General features: G+C 55.8%; 17 protein-coding genes. 4 read left to right on the top strand and 13 right to left on the bottom strand.

Annotation, left to right across the window (positions count from 1 at the left end; translation table 11 throughout):
- Nucleotides 1-183: 183 nt before the first annotated feature.
- Together fadB and fadA are read left to right on the top strand one after the other, a co-directional pair.
- The gene (gene fadB / locus AC6I8X_RS01180) at nucleotides 184-2,367 is read left to right on the top strand and encodes a fatty acid oxidation complex subunit alpha FadB (RefSeq protein ID WP_497840427.1); all 2,184 of its coding nucleotides are present in this window, start codon (nucleotides 184-186) and stop codon (nucleotides 2,365-2,367) included.
- A 10-nt stretch (nucleotides 2,368-2,377) separates the two neighbouring features.
- Entirely contained in the window at nucleotides 2,378-3,541 is a 1,164-nt protein-coding gene (gene fadA / locus AC6I8X_RS01175; RefSeq protein WP_299455342.1) for an acetyl-CoA C-acyltransferase FadA, read from the top strand.
- Between the two features lie 52 nt (nucleotides 3,542-3,593).
- Here the strand turns inward: fadA and fre are convergent, their stop codons facing one another.
- From fre to pepE, 3 genes are all read right to left on the bottom strand, one after another.
- Entirely contained in the window at nucleotides 3,594-4,295 is a 702-nt protein-coding gene (fre, locus tag AC6I8X_RS01170) for an NAD(P)H-flavin reductase (RefSeq protein ID WP_497840426.1), read from the bottom strand.
- A gap of 42 nt (nucleotides 4,296-4,337) precedes the next feature.
- The gene (gene ubiD / locus AC6I8X_RS01165; RefSeq protein WP_208713607.1) at nucleotides 4,338-5,822 is read right to left on the bottom strand and encodes a 4-hydroxy-3-polyprenylbenzoate decarboxylase; all 1,485 of its coding nucleotides are present in this window, start codon (nucleotides 5,820-5,822) and stop codon (nucleotides 4,338-4,340) included.
- A gap of 74 nt (nucleotides 5,823-5,896) precedes the next feature.
- The gene (pepE, locus tag AC6I8X_RS01160) at nucleotides 5,897-6,628 is read right to left on the bottom strand and encodes a dipeptidase PepE (RefSeq protein ID WP_313683541.1); all 732 of its coding nucleotides are present in this window, start codon (nucleotides 6,626-6,628) and stop codon (nucleotides 5,897-5,899) included.
- A 208-nt stretch (nucleotides 6,629-6,836) separates the two neighbouring features.
- Here pepE and rfaH point away from each other — a divergent pair, with 208 nt between their 5' ends.
- Entirely contained in the window at nucleotides 6,837-7,325 is a 489-nt protein-coding gene (gene rfaH / locus AC6I8X_RS01155; RefSeq protein ID WP_208713605.1) for a transcription/translation regulatory transformer protein RfaH, read from the top strand.
- On the opposite strand, the gene tatD is transcribed toward rfaH, so the two are convergent.
- From tatD to udp, 10 genes are all read right to left on the bottom strand, one after another.
- A complete protein-coding gene (gene tatD, locus AC6I8X_RS01150) occupies nucleotides 7,322-8,104 on the bottom strand; it encodes a 3'-5' ssDNA/RNA exonuclease TatD (protein WP_313683540.1) in 783 nt (260 codons plus the stop codon). The two genes, rfaH and tatD, sit on opposite strands and share 4 nt — an antisense overlap.
- 87 nt (nucleotides 8,105-8,191) lie before the next feature.
- Nucleotides 8,192-8,968, bottom strand: coding sequence for a Sec-independent protein translocase subunit TatC (gene tatC / locus AC6I8X_RS01145; RefSeq protein WP_310617298.1), 777 nt, complete (start codon nucleotides 8,966-8,968; stop codon nucleotides 8,192-8,194).
- A gap of 2 nt (nucleotides 8,969-8,970) precedes the next feature.
- Nucleotides 8,971-9,498 carry a Sec-independent protein translocase protein TatB gene (gene tatB, locus AC6I8X_RS01140; RefSeq protein WP_313683539.1) on the bottom strand — a complete coding sequence of 176 codons (528 nt, stop codon included), beginning with the start codon at nucleotides 9,496-9,498 and terminating at the stop codon, nucleotides 8,971-8,973.
- A gap of 2 nt (nucleotides 9,499-9,500) precedes the next feature.
- Nucleotides 9,501-9,755: a Sec-independent protein translocase subunit TatA gene (gene tatA / locus AC6I8X_RS01135; RefSeq protein ID WP_084871739.1), complete on the bottom strand. Its 255-nt coding sequence runs from the start codon at nucleotides 9,753-9,755 to the stop codon at nucleotides 9,501-9,503.
- A gap of 110 nt (nucleotides 9,756-9,865) precedes the next feature.
- The gene (gene ubiB, locus AC6I8X_RS01130; protein WP_313683538.1) at nucleotides 9,866-11,503 is read right to left on the bottom strand and encodes a ubiquinone biosynthesis regulatory protein kinase UbiB; all 1,638 of its coding nucleotides are present in this window, start codon (nucleotides 11,501-11,503) and stop codon (nucleotides 9,866-9,868) included.
- The gene (gene ubiJ, locus AC6I8X_RS01125; RefSeq protein ID WP_084878260.1) at nucleotides 11,500-12,105 is read right to left on the bottom strand and encodes a ubiquinone biosynthesis protein UbiJ; all 606 of its coding nucleotides are present in this window, start codon (nucleotides 12,103-12,105) and stop codon (nucleotides 11,500-11,502) included. Before ubiJ ends, ubiB begins: the two co-directional genes overlap by 4 nt.
- 12 nt (nucleotides 12,106-12,117) lie before the next feature.
- Nucleotides 12,118-12,876 carry a bifunctional demethylmenaquinone methyltransferase/2-methoxy-6-polyprenyl-1,4-benzoquinol methylase UbiE gene (gene ubiE / locus AC6I8X_RS01120; protein ID WP_084871737.1) on the bottom strand — a complete coding sequence of 253 codons (759 nt, stop codon included), beginning with the start codon at nucleotides 12,874-12,876 and terminating at the stop codon, nucleotides 12,118-12,120.
- A 75-nt stretch (nucleotides 12,877-12,951) separates the two neighbouring features.
- A complete protein-coding gene (gene rmuC, locus AC6I8X_RS01115) occupies nucleotides 12,952-14,466 on the bottom strand; it encodes a DNA recombination protein RmuC (RefSeq protein ID WP_299455364.1) in 1,515 nt (504 codons plus the stop codon).
- 83 nt (nucleotides 14,467-14,549) lie between these two features.
- Nucleotides 14,550-15,809 (bottom strand): tetratricopeptide repeat protein, encoded by a 1,260-nt coding sequence (locus AC6I8X_RS01110; RefSeq protein ID WP_497840425.1) that lies wholly within the window; start codon nucleotides 15,807-15,809, stop codon nucleotides 14,550-14,552.
- An 85-nt stretch (nucleotides 15,810-15,894) separates the two neighbouring features.
- Nucleotides 15,895-16,656, bottom strand: a complete 762-nt coding sequence (udp, locus tag AC6I8X_RS01105) for a uridine phosphorylase (protein ID WP_084871734.1) — start codon at nucleotides 16,654-16,656, stop codon at nucleotides 15,895-15,897.
- Between the two features lie 301 nt (nucleotides 16,657-16,957).
- On the opposite strand from udp, the gene AC6I8X_RS01100 reads away from it, so the two are divergent.
- Nucleotides 16,958-17,794 carry a dienelactone hydrolase family protein gene (locus AC6I8X_RS01100; protein WP_497840424.1) on the top strand — a complete coding sequence of 279 codons (837 nt, stop codon included), beginning with the start codon at nucleotides 16,958-16,960 and terminating at the stop codon, nucleotides 17,792-17,794.
- Nucleotides 17,795-17,848: the final 54 nt, after the last annotated feature.

The following is a 17,848-nucleotide window of genomic DNA, read 5'->3' as shown; positions in this document are numbered from 1 at the left end:
TTGTCTCCGATATCGCGAAAATGGCCGCAGTGTAGCATAGCCGTGTCCTTGTTGCCGTGCCCCCGCACGCTGTGATCGCTGTATCAAATAAGCAAACTCTCGTTTGCAAAAAATTAACATGACACCCACACTCACGATCATCTGGTATGACCAGATCAACTTTCGCGGTTTCAGGAGACGGATATGCTCTACCAAGGCGATACCCTTTCTGTTCGCTGGCTTGACGATGGCATCGCCGAGCTGGTTTTTGACGCACCCGGTTCGGTGAATAAACTCGATACCAAAACCGTTGCCTCCCTGGGTGAGGCGCTGGGTGTACTGGAACAACAGCCTGCACTGCGCGGCCTGCTGCTCTCTTCGGCGAAACCAGCGTTTATCGTTGGTGCCGACATCACCGAATTCCTTTCCCTGTTCGATGCCCCGGTTGAAAAGCTGAGCCAGTGGCTGGCCTTTGCCAACAGCATCTTTAATCGTCTGGAAGATCTGCCGGTACCCACCGTTGCCGCGATCGACGGCTATGCACTGGGCGGTGGCTGCGAGTGCGTACTGGCCACCGACTTCCGTATCGCCACCGCACAAACCCGCATTGGTCTGCCGGAAACTAAACTGGGCATCATGCCCGGTTTTGGCGGCAGCGTCCGCCTGCCGCGTTTGCTCGGTGCCGACAGCGCACTGGAGATTATCGCCGCTGGCAAAGATGTCGATGGCATCAGCGCCCTGAAACTGGGCCTGGTCGATGCGGTCGTGAGTAGCGATAAACTGCGCAGCGCCGCATTAACCGTACTCCAGGACGCCATCATCCAGGGCAGCTGGCAGGCACGTCGCGCACCGAAGCTGGCACCGCTGAAACTCAGCCCGATCGAAGCCGCCATGAGCTTCACCATCGCCAAAAGCATGGTGCTGCAAACCGCAGGCAAACATTATCCGGCCCCCATCACGGCGGTAAAAACCATTGAAGCCGCCGCTGGCCTCGGCCGTGATGACGCATTAAAACTGGAAACCGCTGCCTTTGTGCCACTGGCGCAAAGTGACGTAGCACGCGCGCTGGTCGGCATCTTCCTTAACGATCAATACGTCAAAGGATTAGCCAAAAAACGGGGGAATGCCACCAGCACCCCGGCACAGGCGGCGGTGCTCGGTGCGGGCATTATGGGAGGCGGGATTGCGTATCAGTCAGCATGGAAAGGCGTGCCGGTGCAGATGAAAGATATCAATCCACAGGCACTGGCGCTCGGTATGAAAGAGGCCAGCAAACTGCTGAATAAGCAGCTGGAGCGCGGCAAAATTGATGGTGCGAAACTCGCCAGCGTACTGACCACTATCCAGCCCACATTAGACTACGCCGGATTTGAACGCGCCGATGTGGTAGTTGAAGCGGTGGTGGAAAACCCGCAAATCAAAGCCAAAGTGCTGGCCGAGACCGAGCAGCATCTGCGTGATGACGCGATTCTGGCGTCGAACACCTCGACGATTCCGATTAGCCAGCTGGCGCAGGCGCTGCAACGACCTGAAAACTTCTGCGGCATGCATTTCTTCAATCCGGTGCCGCGCATGCCGCTGGTTGAAGTCATTCGTGGGGAAAAAACCTCTGAGGAGACACTTGGTAAAGTCGTCGCCTGGGCCAGCAAAATGGGCAAGACGCCCATCGTGGTCAATGACTGTCCCGGCTTCTTTGTTAACCGCGTGCTATTCCCGTACTTTGCCGCCTTCAGTCTGCTGCTGCGCGACGGTGCCGATTTCCGTCAGATCGACAAAGTGATGGAAAAACAGTTTGGCTGGCCGATGGGCCCGGCGTGGCTGCTGGATGTGGTCGGCATTGATACTGCCCATCACGCCCAGCAGGTGATGGCGCAGGGCTTCCCGTCACGGATGCAGAAAGATTATCGCGACGCCATCGACGTGCTTTATGAGGCCGGGCGCTACGGTCAGAAAAACGGTCTGGGTTTCTGGCGCTGGACTGAGGACAAAAAGGGCAAGGCACAGAAACAAGCCGATGCCGAGGTCGATACCCTGTTGCAGCACGTGTGCCAGCCGAAACGCGTCTTCAGCGATGAAGAGATTACCAACCGCATGATGTTGCCGATGCTGCATGAAGTGGTGCGCTGCCTGGAAGAGAAGATTATCGCCTCTCCCGCTGAAGCAGACATGGCACTGGTCTATGGTCTCGGCTTCCCGCCGTTCCGCGGCGGTGCCTTCCGTTATATGGATACGCTGGGGAACAGCACAGTGGTGGATCAGGCGAAACGTTATACCGCACTCGGCCCGCTGTATGCGCTGCCGGAGTTACTGGTACATGTGGCCCATCAGCATCAAAGCTGGTATCCCGCAGCTCTTCCGATTGATGAAGCCGCGCTGCAAACTGCCTGAGGATTTTACAATGGAAAATGTCGTTATTATCGATGCCGCCCGCACACCGATGGGCCGTTCCAAAGGCGGTGCGTTTCGTCAGGTACGCGCAGAGGATCTCTCAGCACATCTGATGCGTGAATTACTCAGCCGCAACCCAGCGCTCGATCCCGCCACGCTGGATGACATCATCTGGGGCTGCGTACAGCAAACGCTGGAGCAGGGTTTTAACATTGCCCGTAATGCGGCGCTGCTGGCAGAGATCCCGCATCGCGTACCCGCCAGCACCGTGAACCGCTTATGTGGGTCGTCGATGCAGGCACTGCACGATGCGGCGCGCGCCATTATGGTAGGCGATGCGCAAAGTTGCCTGATTGGCGGTGTCGAACATATGGGCCACGTGCCGATGAGCCACGGTGTCGATTTCCACCCTGGCCTGAGCCGTACGGTGGCGAAAGCCGCGGGGATGATGGGGCTGACTGCCGAAATGCTGGCGCGTATGCATCATATCAGCCGCGAACAACAGGATGCCTTTGCGTTGCGCTCACATCAGCGTGCCTGGCAGGCCACCCAGCGCGGCGATTTTAAGCGCGAAATTATCCCGACCTATGGTCACGATGTTGATGGCGTACTGAAACGCTATGACGCCGATGAAGTGATCCGCGAAGATGCCAGCCTGGAAGGATTAGCCGCGCTGAAACCGGCATTTGACCCGGTCAACGGTACCGTCACTGCCGGTACTTCCTCAGCCCTTTCCGACGGTGCGGCCGCAATGTTAATTATGGGCGAAAGCCGGGCGCGCGAACTGGGCCTGACACCCCGCGCACGCATTCGCAGCATGGCGGTAGTCGGCTGCGATCCTTCCATTATGGGCTATGGCCCGGTGCCAGCCAGTAAACTGGCGCTGAAGCGCGCCGGTCTGACAGTGCAGGATATTGGCCTGTTCGAGCTCAACGAGGCCTTCGCCGCCCAGACACTACCCTGCCTGAAGGATTTAGGCCTGCTGGAACAGATAGATGAGAAGGTGAATCTGAATGGCGGCGCAATTGCACTCGGTCATCCGCTGGGATGTTCCGGTGCACGCATCAGCACCACATTGCTGCATCTGATGGAAAAACGCGATGTACAGTTTGGCCTGGCGACCATGTGTATTGGGTTAGGTCAGGGCATCGCAACCGTATTCGAACGTCTGTAATACGTTGACCACTGCATGATTTCCCGCCCTCTCGGGCGGGTTTTTTACCCGATCAGATAAACGCAAAAGCATCGCCGAACATCTGTGCTTCCAGCGCACCCCGTTCCGCACAAAAGCGTTCACGCGCGATCTTCGCCATTTCGAACCGGCCAGCGATATAAATATCGTGTCCGCTCAATGAAGCGTAGTCCTGCATCACCGCCGTCAGTACCGTACCGGTACGTCCCTGCCAGCTCGCTTCCGGCTGTTCAACCACCGGGATCACCTGCAAATTGGGATGCTTAACCGCCAGCGCATTCAGTTCATCGAGATCGTAGAGATGGGTCAGTTCACGGCCGCCCCAGTAAATCGCGATATCACGATCGGGCTGCTGTGCCAGTGCGGTCAGCAGAATGGAACGGGCGTAGGAGAATCCGGTTCCTCCCGCAATCAGGATGATGGGACGATCGCTATCTTCACGCAGCCAGGCATCACCATGCGGCATGTCTACGGTGATTTCACGCTGATTCTGGATACGTTCCATCACCGCCATGGCATAGAGATTGAGCTCCGATGCGCCGATATGCAGCTCGATGATGTCTTTTTCCATCGGCGTGGACGCCAGGGAAAACGGGCGTTTATCCCGTTCGTCCATCACCACCATCAGGTACTGTCCGGCACGAAAGCTAAAATTCGCTTCCGGAATTAAACGGACGCGGTAGACGGTATCAGTAATCGCTTCAACCGAAGTCACTTTACAGCTTAACGTTGTCATGCGTTCCCTCTGTCGGGTCGTTTTTATGGTTATTCACCGCCGTCAGCGCTGCGGCGGCTCGGCAAAGATACCTAGCTCATCCCAGATGGCGTCAATGCGCGCCGTCACCGCCGGATCTTTGACAATCGGGGTTCCCCACTCACGCGTCGTTTCACCCGGCCATTTATTGGTGGCATCGAGTCCCATCTTCGACCCCAGCCCGGAGACCGGCGAGGCGAAATCGAGGTAGTCGATTGGCGTGTTTTCAACCAGCACCGTGTCGCGCGCCGGGTCCATACGCGTGGTAATCGCCCAAATCACATCATTCCAGTCACGCGCGTTGACGTCATCGTCACACACAATAACAAATTTGGTGTACATGAACTGCCGCAGGAACGACCAGACGCCAAACATCACGCGCTTCGCATGACCGGCATACTGTTTTTTCATCGTCACGACAGCCAGGCGATACGAACAGCCTTCCGGTGGCAGATAGAAATCAACAATTTCCGGGAACTGTTTGATCAGAATCGGCACCAGCACTTCATTTAACGCCACGCCCAGCACCGCCGGTTCATCCGGTGGACGGCCGGTATAGGTTGAGTGATAAATCGGGTTACGACGTTGCGTTATGTGCGTCACGGTAAACACCGGGAAGTTATCTACTTCATTGTAGTAGCCGGTGTGATCGCCGTACGGGCCTTCTGGCGCCATATCGCCCGGCTCGATGTAACCTTCCAGCACGATTTCAGCGCTGGCGGGGACTTCGAGGTCGTTAGACAGACACTTCACCACTTCGGTTTTATTGCCACGCAGCAGGCCCGCGAAGGCGTATTCCGATAAGGTATCCGGTACCGGAGTCACCGCACCCAGAATGGTTGCCGGGTCAGCACCGAGGGCGACAGAAACCGGAAAACGCTCGCCGGGGTGAGCTTTACACCACTCCTGGAAATCGAGCGCGCCGCCGCGATGCGATAGCCAGCGCATAATCAGACGATTTTTGCCAATCACCTGCTGGCGATAAATCCCGAGATTCTGGCGCTCTTTATGCGGTCCGCGCGTCACCGTCAGGCCCCAGGTGATCAGCGGTGCGGCATCATCCGGCCAGCATTTCATCACCGGAATGCGCGATAAATCGACCTCATCACCGCTGAATACTTCTTCCTGACAAGGCGCATTACGCAGCCGTTTGGTCGGCATGTTCAGCACCTGCTTAAACTGCGGCATCTTGTCAAACAGGTCGCGGAAGCCCTTTGGCGGCTCAGGTTCTTTCAGGAATGCCAGCAGTTTGCCCACTTCGCGCAGCGCGCTGACCTCTTCCTGCCCCATGCCCATCGCCACGCGTTTCGGCGTACCAAACAGGTTGCACAGCACCGGCATGTTGTAGCCTTTCGGGTTTTCGAACAGCAACGCCGGACCGCCCGCACGCAGGGTACGGTCAGCAATTTCGGTCATCTCCAGTTCGGGATCGATCGCCTGAGTGATGCGTTTTAACTCGCCCCGCTGCTCCAGCAGCGCAAGGAAATCACGTAAATCCTGATATTTCATGTAGGGTTAGCTTTCCGGCCTGAGATAATCGGCCATTATAGGGCCGATTCCGCAGGCTTGTTGAGGTTTCTGCGTCAGGCGGGCTGACAGGAGAATGGCACCAGCGATTGCAACGCCAGCACATCGTGGTACGCAGCAATAGGTTCACCGTGGCGGAACACTTTAAAATCTTCACCACGCGCGCTGTAGTAACGCAGACGATCTTCGCTGACATGCAGGAAACTGCCTTCGCGCAGCGCAATCACCGATTCGCTCGGGTTGACCGCACAGAACTCTGCCAGACGCTCATCCCGGGTTTCCCCCATATGGCCGCTGACGTGTGCATCGAGGTAATGCGGATTGATCTGTACCGGGAACAGCCCCAGCGCAGGCAACACCACGCTGCTGCGCACCGGCATATCATTGGTGGTACGGATGGAAGGTGTCGCCACGTTGCAACCGGCGCTCCAGCCAACGTAAGGCACCCGGCGTTCACGCACTGCGCGCTGAATGGCCACAATCAAACCCTGTTCATGCAGCATCTGGTTCAGCAGCCAGGTGTTACCGCCGCTCACCAGAATCAGTTCTGCCTGTTCAATCGCTTCGACCGGAGTAGCAAACTCATGCACGGTGCGCACCTGAATACCGAGTGAATCGCTCAGGTCCAGCGCGCGCTGGGCATGATCACCACGAATAATGGCGTAGGGTACCAGCACCGCAGAAGTAATACCGCGTTGTGCAATCATCGCATGAAGCTGTGGGTGGGCATAACTCAGCAACGGCGCATCGTCGGCCAACTTGCCGTTGCTTAACAGGAACAGTTCCATCAGACGGTCCTTTCATTCATAAGATGGTGAAGGAGTCTGATACAGAAGATTGCCAGACGTCAATTTTCTTACAGAAAACGATCAAAAAGGTCTCAGACTCAGAAAAATCGTAGTGAAATTTGTTTTACAGCTGCGTTTACCCCGGCCGATGCGCTATAACTCTGAAAGCAGGTTTGCTATTCTTAGCGTCCATTCTTTGGGAGCAGTTATGGAATCCTGGTACTTACTTTATTGCAAACGTGGACAGCTATTGCGCGCGAAAGAGCATCTTGAGCGGCAGGAGGTGAATTGCCTCAGCCCGATGATTGCTCTGGAAAAAATCGTTCGTGGCAAACGCACCACCGTAAGTGAACCGCTGTTCCCCAACTATCTGTTTATTGAATTCGATCCGGAAGCGATTCATACCACCACCATCAGCAGCACGCGTGGTGTCAGCCACTTCGTGCGCTTCGGGGCGATGCCGGCGACGGTGCCGTATGAAGTGATCGAAGCACTGCAAAGTGACGCGCCACAGATCCTGCTGGATCCGGAAACGCCACAGGTCGGTGATGAAGTGATCATCACCGATGGCACCTTCGAAGGTCTGCGTGCCATTTTTGCCGAGCCGGATGGCGAAACCCGTTCCATCCTGCTGCTGAACCTGCTGAATAAGCAGGTTATGCGCAGCGTCGATAACAAACAGTTCCGCAAAGCCTAAACCAATCTGAACAGCTGACGCGCATTGTAATCCACCTGTGCGCCCAGCGTTTCTGCATCCTCATTACGCCATAACGCCACTTGCTGCACGATGTGCGGCAGAAAACACGGTTCATTACGACGCGACGTCGGACGCGGATGCATATCACGCGGCAGCAAATAAGGCGCATCGGTTTCCAGCAGCAGGCGGTCAGCCGGAATCAATGGCAACAGTTCACGCAGCCCCATGCCACGGCGTTCGTCGCATACCCAGCCGGTAATTCCCACTGACAGCCCCAGCGCCAGGCAGGCCTCCAGTTCTTCGCGTGTGCCGGTAAAACAATGCGCCACCGCACCCACCAGTTTTGGCAGCCAGGGTTGCAGAATCGCCGCAAAACGCGTGTGCGCTTCGCGGCAATGCAGAAATACCGGCAGCTGTAATTCAGCCGCCAGTTGCAGTTGCGCATCGAAGGCGTATTCCTGCTGGTCATGCGCGGAGAAGTTGCGGTTAAAGTCCAGTCCGCATTCACCAATCGCCACCACCTGCTCACTTTCTGCCAGGCGGCGCAGGGTGTTGGCGGTTTCTGCCGACCATTCGCTGGCATGGTGCGGATGCACGCCTGCAGTTGACCAGCAGTAGCCAGAATGCAATGCAGCCAGCCGCTGTGCCTGCTGGCTTTCCAGCGCGTTGGTGCCCGTGATTAACAGGCCGGTGACGCCTGCGTCGCGCGCACGCGTCACCACCTGTTCGCGATCTTTGGCGAATTGCGTGCTGGTCAGGTTTACACCGATATCAAACATGTTTTTTCCCAAATAAAAACCGCCCAACAAGCGGGCGGTTCAGATTCATCATCATCCCGCTCGCACGCGGGATACTCAGTCTGGATATCAGGATTCGGTGTGATGTTCCTCGTCAACCGATTCTGAATCCGACTCCGACTTTCGTCCTTTCCCCACATAGTAGCGGGAGAAGAATACGCCGACTTCAAACAGGCAGTACATCGGAATAGCGAGCAAAGTTTGTGAGAAAACATCCGGTGGTGTGAGCAACATCCCAACAACGAACGCGCCAACCAGAATGTAGGGACGTTTCTTTTTCAGATCTTCCGGCGTGGTGATCCCGGTCCAGCACAGCAGCACAATCACCACCGGCACCTCAAACGCCACCCCAAATGCCAGGAACAGGGTCATGACGAAGTCGAGATAGTGGGTGATATCCGTGGCGATCTGCACGCCCTGCGGCGCGGTTTTGGCAAAGAAGCCAAACGCCAGCGGGAACACGACGAAGTAAGCAAAAGCCACACCGACGTAAAATAACAGCGTGCTGGAGAACAGCAGCGGCATCACCAGCTTGCGCTCATGGCGATACAGCGCAGGCGCAATGAACGCCCATACCTGATACAGAATCACCGGTACGGCCAGAAACACCGAAACAATAATGGTGAGCTTTATCGGGGTAAAGAACGGCGATGCGACTTCGGTCGCAATCATGGTGGCACCGGCTGGCATCTGCCTGATCAACGGCTCTGCCACAATATGGTAGATATCATTGGCGAAGTAGATCAGCGCCAGAAAGATGACAAATACCGCGATGATGCAGTTTAACAGTCGCTTGCGCAGCTCAATCAGATGGCTGATGAGCGGTTGTGTATCTTCAACGGCCATGTTTATCGTTCATCATTTGCAGAAGGAGTTGGCGCTGTGCTGCGAGGCGCACTGGCGGTGTCGGGTTTGTCCACGGCAGACGGAGCAGCGTGCGGTGCCTGCGCTGGCGCGCTGGCCTGATGTTCTGCTGTTGCGGGCGTTACGGCTGTCGCAGGCGTTACCGGTGGCACAGGAGCAGCAGGTGGCGGCGTATGAATGGTATTCGCTTCATCTTCCGCTTTCTCTATATCGATGCTCTGCTGATAAGAACGTTTCATGGAATCGGCGGTTTTACGCAACTCTTCCATCGATTCTTTCAGTTCCGGTGACAGCGTGCCACGGCCCGCTTCTTCCACCTTCTTCAGGCTATCCTGCAGCTCCTGCAGTTTCAGTTCCTGCGCCAGTTCATTCTGCACGTTAGCCGCCAGCGAGCGGATTGCGCGAATCCAGCCCACTACGGTTTTTACCGCAACCGGTAATCGTTGCGGACCGAGAACAATCAGCCCGATAACGAACACCAATACCAGTTCACTAAAACCAATGTCGAACACAGTTATACCTGCTTGTCGTTCCTGGCGTCGTCTTTACTAGCCGAGGTTTGCTGTTTATCTGCCAGGGTTTTGGCGTTGAAGTCAGCGTCCTGCTCTTTCGGTTGATCCTTTTTCTCGTCTTCGTCACCCATCGCTTTTTTGAAGCCGCGGATGGAAGACCCTAAATCCGAACCCAGATTGCGTAGCTTATTGGTACCGAACAGAAGTACAACAATGACGGCAATGATTAACAATTGCCAAATACTGATACCGCCCATGAGATATGCCTCTAATATTCTGTGAAAAACTGTTGAATGTAACACACAGAAAGCCCATATGATTTCGGGCCTTAGCATGCGACATTACGCGTTTTAGATCTGGCTGACAATCAGTTTGTCTTGCGCCAGCCTATCAGCCAGGTAACGATGCCTGCGGCCATTAAAATCGCGGGAAACAAATCCCACTCAGGCCGACTCAGTAGCACTGCGGTGCCACTTAATAACAGTGTAGCCCCTACTCCGAACAGATAACGCGCCTTGTTATGACGGGTGCGTTGCGCATTCAGATCGGTGACCAGTTTATCGACGCTGTGCTGTAACAATTTATGCTGGCGCATGCTGTCGTAAAACAGTTCCGGCAGCTCCGGCAGTTTTTCTGCCCAGAAGGGAGCCTTGTCTTTCACCGCGCGCCAGATGGCCGGAATGCCAATCTGATCTTTAATCCAGTCTTCGAGGAACGGTTTAGCGGTTTTCCACAAATCGAGCTGCGGATAGAGCTGACGGCCAATCCCCTCGATATACAGCAGGGTTTTCTGCAACAGCACCAGCTGTGGCTGCACTTCCATGTTGAAGCGACGTGCGGTGTTGAACAGGTTGAGCAACACATGGCCAAAGGAGATCTCTGCCAGCGGCTTCTCAAAAATCGGTTCACACACGGTACGAATCGCAAACTCAAAATCTTCGACGTTGGTATCCGGCGGCACCCAGCCGGAATCAACATGCAGCTCCGCCACCTTGCGGTAATCACGGTTAAAGAACGCGATAAAGTTTTCCGCCAGGTAACGTTTATCCTCTTTGTTCAGCGAACCGACGATACCGCAGTCGATGCCGATATATTGCGGATCTTCCGGGTGGTCGTAGCTGACGAAAATGTTGCCGGGATGCATATCGGCATGGAAGAAGCTGTCACGGAACACCTGGGTGAAGAACACCTGCACACCACGCTCGGCCAGCAGCTTCATATTGACGCCATGCTGCTCCAGCGTGGCGACGTCAGAGATCGGAATGCCGTAGATACGTTCCATCACCAGCATCGATTCACTGCAATAATCGGAGAAGATTTCCGGCACATACAGCATGCGGCTCTGGTCAAAGTTACGACGCAGTTGAATCGCGTTGGCAGCTTCACGCAGCAGATTGAGTTCATCAATCAAGGTTTTTTCGTAGTCGCGCACCACTTCCTGCGGACGCAGACGACGCCCATCCGGCAGCAAACGCGGCACCCAACGCGCCAGGCGGTAGATCAGCTTCATATCCGCTTTGATCACCGGCAGGATATCCGGGCGGATCACTTTGATCACCACTTCGCGGCCATTCTCTTTCAGCGTCGCGGTGTGGACCTGAGCAATAGACGCCGAGGCCAGTGGCGTGATCTCGAAATCGTCAAACCAGGTTTCCACCGGCCCGCCGATGGATTTCTCGATTTGCGCTTTGGCTTTGACGCCATCAAACGGTGCAACGCGGTCCTGCAGGATCGCCAGCTCATCAGCGATCGCCGGAGGAAACAGATCTCGGCGTGTCGAGAGCATCTGACCGAACTTGATCCACACCGGCCCCAGTTGCTCCATCGCCAGACGTATCCGCACGCCCATCGATTCGTTTTTGTGTTTGTTGGGGATCCAGAAAATGCAGCGCCGCCATAAACGCAGGGGCAGCGTGATACGCATGTGGGGAATCAGTTCATCAAGGCCATAGCTGAGAAAGACCTTTACGATAAAATATAAGCGCCGAATTTCTCCCAGCGTCATTTCGCCTCCAGCTGTGCTAAACGCGCCTCTAACGCATTGAGCGAACGTTCCATCGCTTCCACTTCCTCGCAAAACCAGGCAAGTTCCAGCGCACCCGGCGCCAGTCGCCACTCTTCAGTGAGGGTCTGCCCCAGGTAATCCTGGCGACGCGTCACCTCGTGTTGCACAAACTTCAGCGCGCGCTGTGCGGCCTGGCTGATGCCCTGCGCAGCGATATCACCAATCCACGGCGCGAGATATTCCGCCGGATCCAGCTCTGCCAGATCCATCAACGCCGAGAATTGCTGCACCACCTGCAAATCCCCCTCCACTTCCAGCTCACCACTGCGAATCAGGCTGGTGAGTTGCTGGCGGTCACGCAATTTCGGCAGGGTGCTAAGGCGCAGGCTGACGGTGCAATCGCTGCTGTCCTGCCAGTCGCCAAGCACATCCAGCTGATTTTCGCTGAACACCAGCACCAGCGGGAATGAGAGTTCCTGCAACCGTAACATCAGCACTTTGCCCGCCAGACGTTGGCGTGCCGCTTTCAGGCTGCGATCGCGATACAAAACACGATTGAGGGCGGTCTCAAGACCGCCGGTAATCAAAGGAGTGAAAGTCATGGCCATGATTTGTCAGAACTTAAAGCCGCGATGCAACGCGACGATGCCGCCAGTCATGTTGAAGTAGGTGGTATTCTCAAAACCCGCGTCATTCATCATCGCCTTCAGGGTTTCCTGATCGGGATGCATACGGATCGATTCCGCCAGATAGCGATAGCTTTCGGCATCCTGTGCCACCAGTTGACCAATACGCGGCAGAATGTGGAATGAGTAAGCATCATAGGCTTTGCTCAGCGGTTCGATCAGCGGTTTGGAGAATTCCAGCACCAACAGGCGTCCGCCTGGCTTCAATACGCGGAACATAGAAGCCAGCGCTTTCTCTTTTTCCGTCACGTTACGCAGACCAAAAGAGATGGTGATGCAATCGAAATAGTTATCCGGGAAAGGCAATGCTTCGGCGTTGGCCTGCACATAGCTGACGTTGCCAGAAATGCCGAGATTACGCAGTTTTTCACGGCCCATCTTCAGCATTGAGCTATTGATGTCCGCCAGCACCACCTGGCCGGTTTCGCCTACCAGACGCGAGAATTTCGCCGTCAGGTCGCCGGTACCACCGGCCAAATCCAGCACACGCTGACCACGGCGCACGCCGCTGCTGTCGATGGTGAAACGCTTCCAGACACGATGGATGCCGAAGGACATCAGATCGTTCATCAGGTCATATTTTGCCGCTACGGAGTGAAACACGTCGGCGACTTTATCTGCCTTTTCGCTTTTCGCGACGGTCTGAAAGCCAAAGTGGGTAGTTTCCTGCTGTGATTCATCTGCCATGGGTTTTACCTGTTCCACAAACAATTCTTCCCGAAGTGTATCAGAGTTGCGCTGGTCGGGCACGCGACCGGCGTGCTATTCGTTGATGCGGCGCAGGGAAGCGGCGGCAGAATCTTCTGCTTTTTCATCAGGCTCGTCGTCATCGGCCCAATCTTCCTCCGTCTCTGACGGTTGCGCCTGCGCCACCAGCTGCGGATTGATGGGGCGTTTGATCTCGACGCCCAGCGAACGGAACGCTTCACTTTGCGCAATAAGATTACCGCGCCCTTCCGCCAGTTTTTTCATCGCCAGCTGGTAACTTTGCTGCGCTTTATCCAGGTTGTGACCAATGCCGCTCATGTCATCGACAAACAGCCGCATTTTGTCATACAGCCGTGCAGCACGATCGGCAATGCGCTGTGCGTTGCGGCTCTGATGCTCATAACGCCACAGATTGTTGATGGTGCGTAGCGCCACCAGCAGCGTGGTGGGGCTGACCAGCATGATATTTTGCTGCAACGCCTCGCTGATCAGCTCTGGCTGCCGATCGATCGCCAGCAGGAAAGCCGGTTCAACCGGGATAAACATCAACACATAATCCAGGGAGCGTAAACCGGGCAATTGTTGATAATCTTTTCGTCCCAGCAGACGAATATGGCCGCGCACCGCGTTGACGTGATCCTGAATCGCCTGCTCGCGCGTGGCCTCATCTTCGGCATTGAAATAGCGTTCATAGGCGATCAGCGTCATTTTGGCGTCAATCACCACATCCTTGCCCTGCGGCAGACGCACAATCACATCCGGTTGCATCCTGCCCTGCGACTCCAGCTGAATGTTGACCTGGGTTTCATACTCATGACCTTCGCGCAGGCCCGATGCCTCCAGCACCCGGCTGAGCACCACTTCGCCCCAGTTACCCTGGATTTTGTTGTCGCCTTTCAGCGCTTTGGTGAGGTTAATCGCTTCCTGCGCCATCTGCGCATTCAACTGTTGCAGCTGACGGATTTCATGGGCCAGCGTATGGCGCTCACGCGCTTCCTGACCAAAGCTGTCATTTACCTGACGACGAAAACCGTCCAGCTGCTCGCGCAGCGGGCTGATCAGGTTATTCAGACTCTGGCGGTTTTGTTCATCAACACGACGGCCGCTGTTTTCGAAGATGCGATTGGCAAGATTTTCGAACTGCGCGCTCAGGCGCTGTTCGCTGTTGGTGAGCAGACGCTGTTTCTCCTCAGCGGCGAAACGCGTCTCTTCAAGGCGGATGGTGACTTCGCGTAGCTCGGCTTCCTGCGCGCTGTTCACTTCCAGCTGGTTGCGCAGTTCACGGCTCAGCTGTTCGCTTTCGCCACGCCAGTAGTCAAGCTGTTGCAGGCGCTCCTGCGCACCGCTCAGCGCACCATGCAGCTGACGCAGCTCCTGTTCACGCTGCTGTACCTGCTGTTGTGTCAGCTCCAGTTGCTGCTGCTGGCGCTGCTGGGCATCTTCCAGCAAGCGGCGTTCGGTTAAAAAGCTGGCGTGCTGATGGCCCGCGCGCAGCTGCGCCACTATCCAGCCCAGGCCGAACCCCGCCAGCGCCAGTACGCCGCTGATAATGATAAGTTGCTGATCCATAATTCCCCCGTGGATCCTCTCGCTGAGGGAAAAGGTAGAGGCGCACTGTATAAATGTCCAGACAATTTTGCCAGATGGCAGGCTTATAGCGCCTGCACCGTAAGTTCACCCGCTTTCCATGCATCAATCAGGAAAAAAGGCATCGGTAACGCCCATTCACCGCCACGCACTTTTGCCGGATAACACCAGCTCTGGTCGCCATAGGTCAGTTCAACCTGCTGCATCGCCGCATCGGCATGGCTGGCTTTACCTGCCATGCTGGAGAATCCCGCATTGCTGCCAACATGAAAACGGTCAGTCTGCCAACGAATGGGATCATGAGCGGGCCAGGCTTCAGCCTGGTGAAAATGGAAAATATCGTCGTGACTGAGCAGGCTCTCGCGTACCGTTGGCCACAACGCCAGTTTGAGGAAATACTGGTCGGTAAAACGTTCGCTGCCTTGGTAGCGAGTAATAAAATCACGCATCTGCTGTTCGATATTGCTGAATACGCCGTTACACCCGCCCCACATTCCCGCCAGCAGCAATTCGGTGTGGGTAAAGTAGTCACGCATATGGTGGAACCAATAGGATGATTGCAGCCAGGCCTCCACCGCAGCCAGTTCGCGCTCGGAAAGCAGCGAATCCGCATCCCGCACGATAAAACGTTTGACGCTGGCATCATCCATCACCAGGAAGCGCCACAGGGTGGGAAACAGCGTTTTCTCGTGCGACATATCCACCAGCTGTACATTGGGCTGAGCCAGGCGCTGCCAGACATGTTGCGGTACGCTGTCATCCAGCCAGATACGGCAGGTCCAAGCCGGGTAAAGCTCGCGTGCCACCTCGACATTTTTTATCAGGGTTTCGCAATAGCGTGGCTGGTCGCCATACAGGCTGAAGGCAATGATATTTTCCTGTGGGCGAGACGCTGCAAAGGTCGGTGGTGCTTCTGCTGGCAGAGGGTGCTTTTGCCCGGCGCTGAATTTCCGGTCGGATTGCTGCAACGATTCCAGCCCGTAACGCGCCACCTCATCCGGCTTGTTAAGCCAGCCACAGACTTCGGTGAGACCGTCGAGCCAGGTTTCCGCCGCCTGCGCCCGCTTATCCGCCGTAGCCTGATAGATTTTCTGGTAGGTTTTCCAGGATTTCTGGTATTCGCCAACACGCATCAGCGCCAGCGCATAATCACTTAGCACCTGCATGTTGTGCGGCATGACACGCAACACTTCTTCACAGCACTGACGCGCGACAGGGAAATCAGCCGCCGCCATCGCCTGGCGGAAACGCGCGGCCGCATCTTCGACACGCGCCTGAGGGCTGACCATAAAGGCAGGACGTTGAACAGGAACCGTTTTGCGCATAGAAATTTCTCAGTTATCCGCTGAATTTACGCGCATCCGTTTCAGGTAACCGACGAAATCTGAAAATCGCCGGTTACCGGGCGCGCTAGATCAACCGACGCGCCGCTTCGACTACAATTTTCACCGCGTCGCTTTCAGTCTGTTTCATGGTCGCCGCATCCGGGATCTCCTTCTGCGTACGATTCACGATGACGCCCGCCACCATACCGGCTCGCAGCCCCTGGCTGGCGCACATGGTTAACAGTGTAGCGGATTCCATCTCATAGTTGAGGACGCCCATTTGCTGCCACTCTTTCATCGAGCCCTGGAAGCGGCTAACCACACGGCCTGAGAAGGTGTCGTAACGTTCCTGGCCGGGATAGAAGGTGTCAGAGGAGGCGGTGATGCCAATGTGGGTCTTCGCACCACAGGCTTCAGCCGCCGCGACCAGCGCCGTGGTACAGGTGAAGTCAGCGACCGCCGGAAATTCCATCGGCGCGAAGTGCAGGCTGGCACCGTCCAGACGAACCGAAGCCGTGGTGACCAGCACATCACCCACATTGATATTCGGCTGGATGGCACCGGTGGTGCCGACGCGCAGGAAGGTACGCACACCGAGCTGGGCCAGTTCTTCTACTGCGATGGAGGTTGACGGGCCACCAATGCCGGTGGAGCAAACCACGACCGGTTTGCCGTCCACCTCAGCCAGATAAGTGGTGAATTCACGATGCGACGCCAGGTGCTGCGGGTTGTCCATCAGCGCAGCGATTTTCTTTACGCGCTCAGGATCGCCGGGAACGATGGCCAGCGTGGCTCCTTTCAGGTCGGCTTTGGTGATGCCAAGGTGGAAAACGTCAGACTGGGCCATAACAGACTCCTGGTAGATAAGGGATATGCGCGCCACTTTACGTCAGCAGGCGGGATAAATATGTGACTAATTTCACTATCGATAATGAAAGTTACATTATCAGAAAAAAATAACGTGATAGAAATCACACATTGGTCGTCTGCCATTCTGAATTGCTACAAGCTGTGCTGTGTAAGTTTAAACGGCAATGTTAATAGAAGAGGAAGAACTGATGCGTAACCCCTCTGCTCCCTACACCCGCCCGGCCACAGCGGCCAGGCTATAGTTACGTGATTGCGCGATTGTTAGCACGGAGAGAACAATGAAAACCGAAGACAATATGGCACAAAAATCTGCAACTGGCGGCTTTGCCCCCGCCGTACAACCGACCGCGAGCACCACCATTATTACCCACAGCGAGGCGATCCATAGCGGAGAAACCTCGGTCCCCAGCCAGGGTGAAAATCTGCCAGCGTATTATGCCCGGCCAAAAGAGTATGAAGGCACACTGCCAGTGGTGTTGGTGGTGCAGGAGATTTTTGGCGTACATGAGCATATTCGTGATATCTGCCGTCGGCTGGCGCTGGAGGGTTATCTGGCGGTAGCACCGGAGCTCTATTTCCGTGAAGGCGATCCCAGTGAATACCACGATATCCCGACCTTGTTTAAAGAACTGGTGAGTAAGGTGCCGGATTCACAGGTACTGTCAGACCTCGACCACGTCGCCAACTGGGCCGCACGCAACGGCGGTGATATCCGTCGTATGGGCATTACCGGTTTCTGCTGGGGTGGGCGCATTAGCTGGCTATTCGCGGCGCACAACCCGCAGGTGCGTGCAGCGGTTGCCTGGTATGGTCGCCTGATTGGCGACAAGACGCTGAAGCAGCAAAAGCATCCGATTGATATCGCCGTCGATTTAAATGCACCGGTGCTGGGCCTGTACGGCGGTCAGGATGAAGGGATTCCGCTGGAGAGCGTTGAGCTGATGCGCCAGGCGCTGCGTGCCGCCAATGCCAAAGCGGAGATCGTGGTCTACCCGGATGCGGGCCATGCCTTCCACGCTGATTATCGTCCGAGCTATCACGCGGAATCGGCGCAGGATGGCTGGGTGCGAATGCTTGCCTGGTTTAAGCAGTATGGCGTTGCACCAGACGCGTAATAAAAAAGGGGCGCTTGCGCGCCCCAACGTATCAACACAACATTTTATCCAACG

The organism is Pantoea sp. X-Soil-TKNS-1280 (assembly GCF_059730475.1).
The sequence above is the reverse complement of the archived record's forward strand: the minus strand, read 5'-3'. Positions and strand labels throughout refer to the sequence as shown.

Coding starts and splice junctions, on each gene's coding strand:
- fadB (WP_497840427.1), top strand. CDS start 184: ATGCTCTACCAAGGCGATACCCTTTCTGTTCGCTGGCTTGACGATGGC.
- fadA (WP_299455342.1), top strand. CDS start 2,378: ATGGAAAATGTCGTTATTATCGATGCCGCCCGCACACCGATGGGCCGT.
- fre (WP_497840426.1), bottom strand. CDS start 4,295: ATGACAACGTTAAGCTGTAAAGTGACTTCGGTTGAAGCGATTACTGAT.
- ubiD (WP_208713607.1), bottom strand. CDS start 5,822: ATGAAATATCAGGATTTACGTGATTTCCTTGCGCTGCTGGAGCAGCGG.
- pepE (WP_313683541.1), bottom strand. CDS start 6,628: ATGGAACTGTTCCTGTTAAGCAACGGCAAGTTGGCCGACGATGCGCCG.
- rfaH (WP_208713605.1), top strand. CDS start 6,837: ATGGAATCCTGGTACTTACTTTATTGCAAACGTGGACAGCTATTGCGC.
- tatD (WP_313683540.1), bottom strand. CDS start 8,104: ATGTTTGATATCGGTGTAAACCTGACCAGCACGCAATTCGCCAAAGAT.
- tatC (WP_310617298.1), bottom strand. CDS start 8,968: ATGGCCGTTGAAGATACACAACCGCTCATCAGCCATCTGATTGAGCTG.
- tatA (WP_084871739.1), bottom strand. CDS start 9,755: ATGGGCGGTATCAGTATTTGGCAATTGTTAATCATTGCCGTCATTGTT.
- ubiB (WP_313683538.1), bottom strand. CDS start 11,503: ATGACGCTGGGAGAAATTCGGCGCTTATATTTTATCGTAAAGGTCTTT.
- ubiJ (WP_084878260.1), bottom strand. CDS start 12,105: ATGACTTTCACTCCTTTGATTACCGGCGGTCTTGAGACCGCCCTCAAT.
- ubiE (WP_084871737.1), bottom strand. CDS start 12,876: ATGGCAGATGAATCACAGCAGGAAACTACCCACTTTGGCTTTCAGACC.
- rmuC (WP_299455364.1), bottom strand. CDS start 14,466: ATGGATCAGCAACTTATCATTATCAGCGGCGTACTGGCGCTGGCGGGG.
- AC6I8X_RS01110 (WP_497840425.1), bottom strand. CDS start 15,809: ATGCGCAAAACGGTTCCTGTTCAACGTCCTGCCTTTATGGTCAGCCCT.
- udp (WP_084871734.1), bottom strand. CDS start 16,656: ATGGCCCAGTCTGACGTTTTCCACCTTGGCATCACCAAAGCCGACCTG.
- AC6I8X_RS01100 (WP_497840424.1), top strand. CDS start 16,958: ATGAAAACCGAAGACAATATGGCACAAAAATCTGCAACTGGCGGCTTT.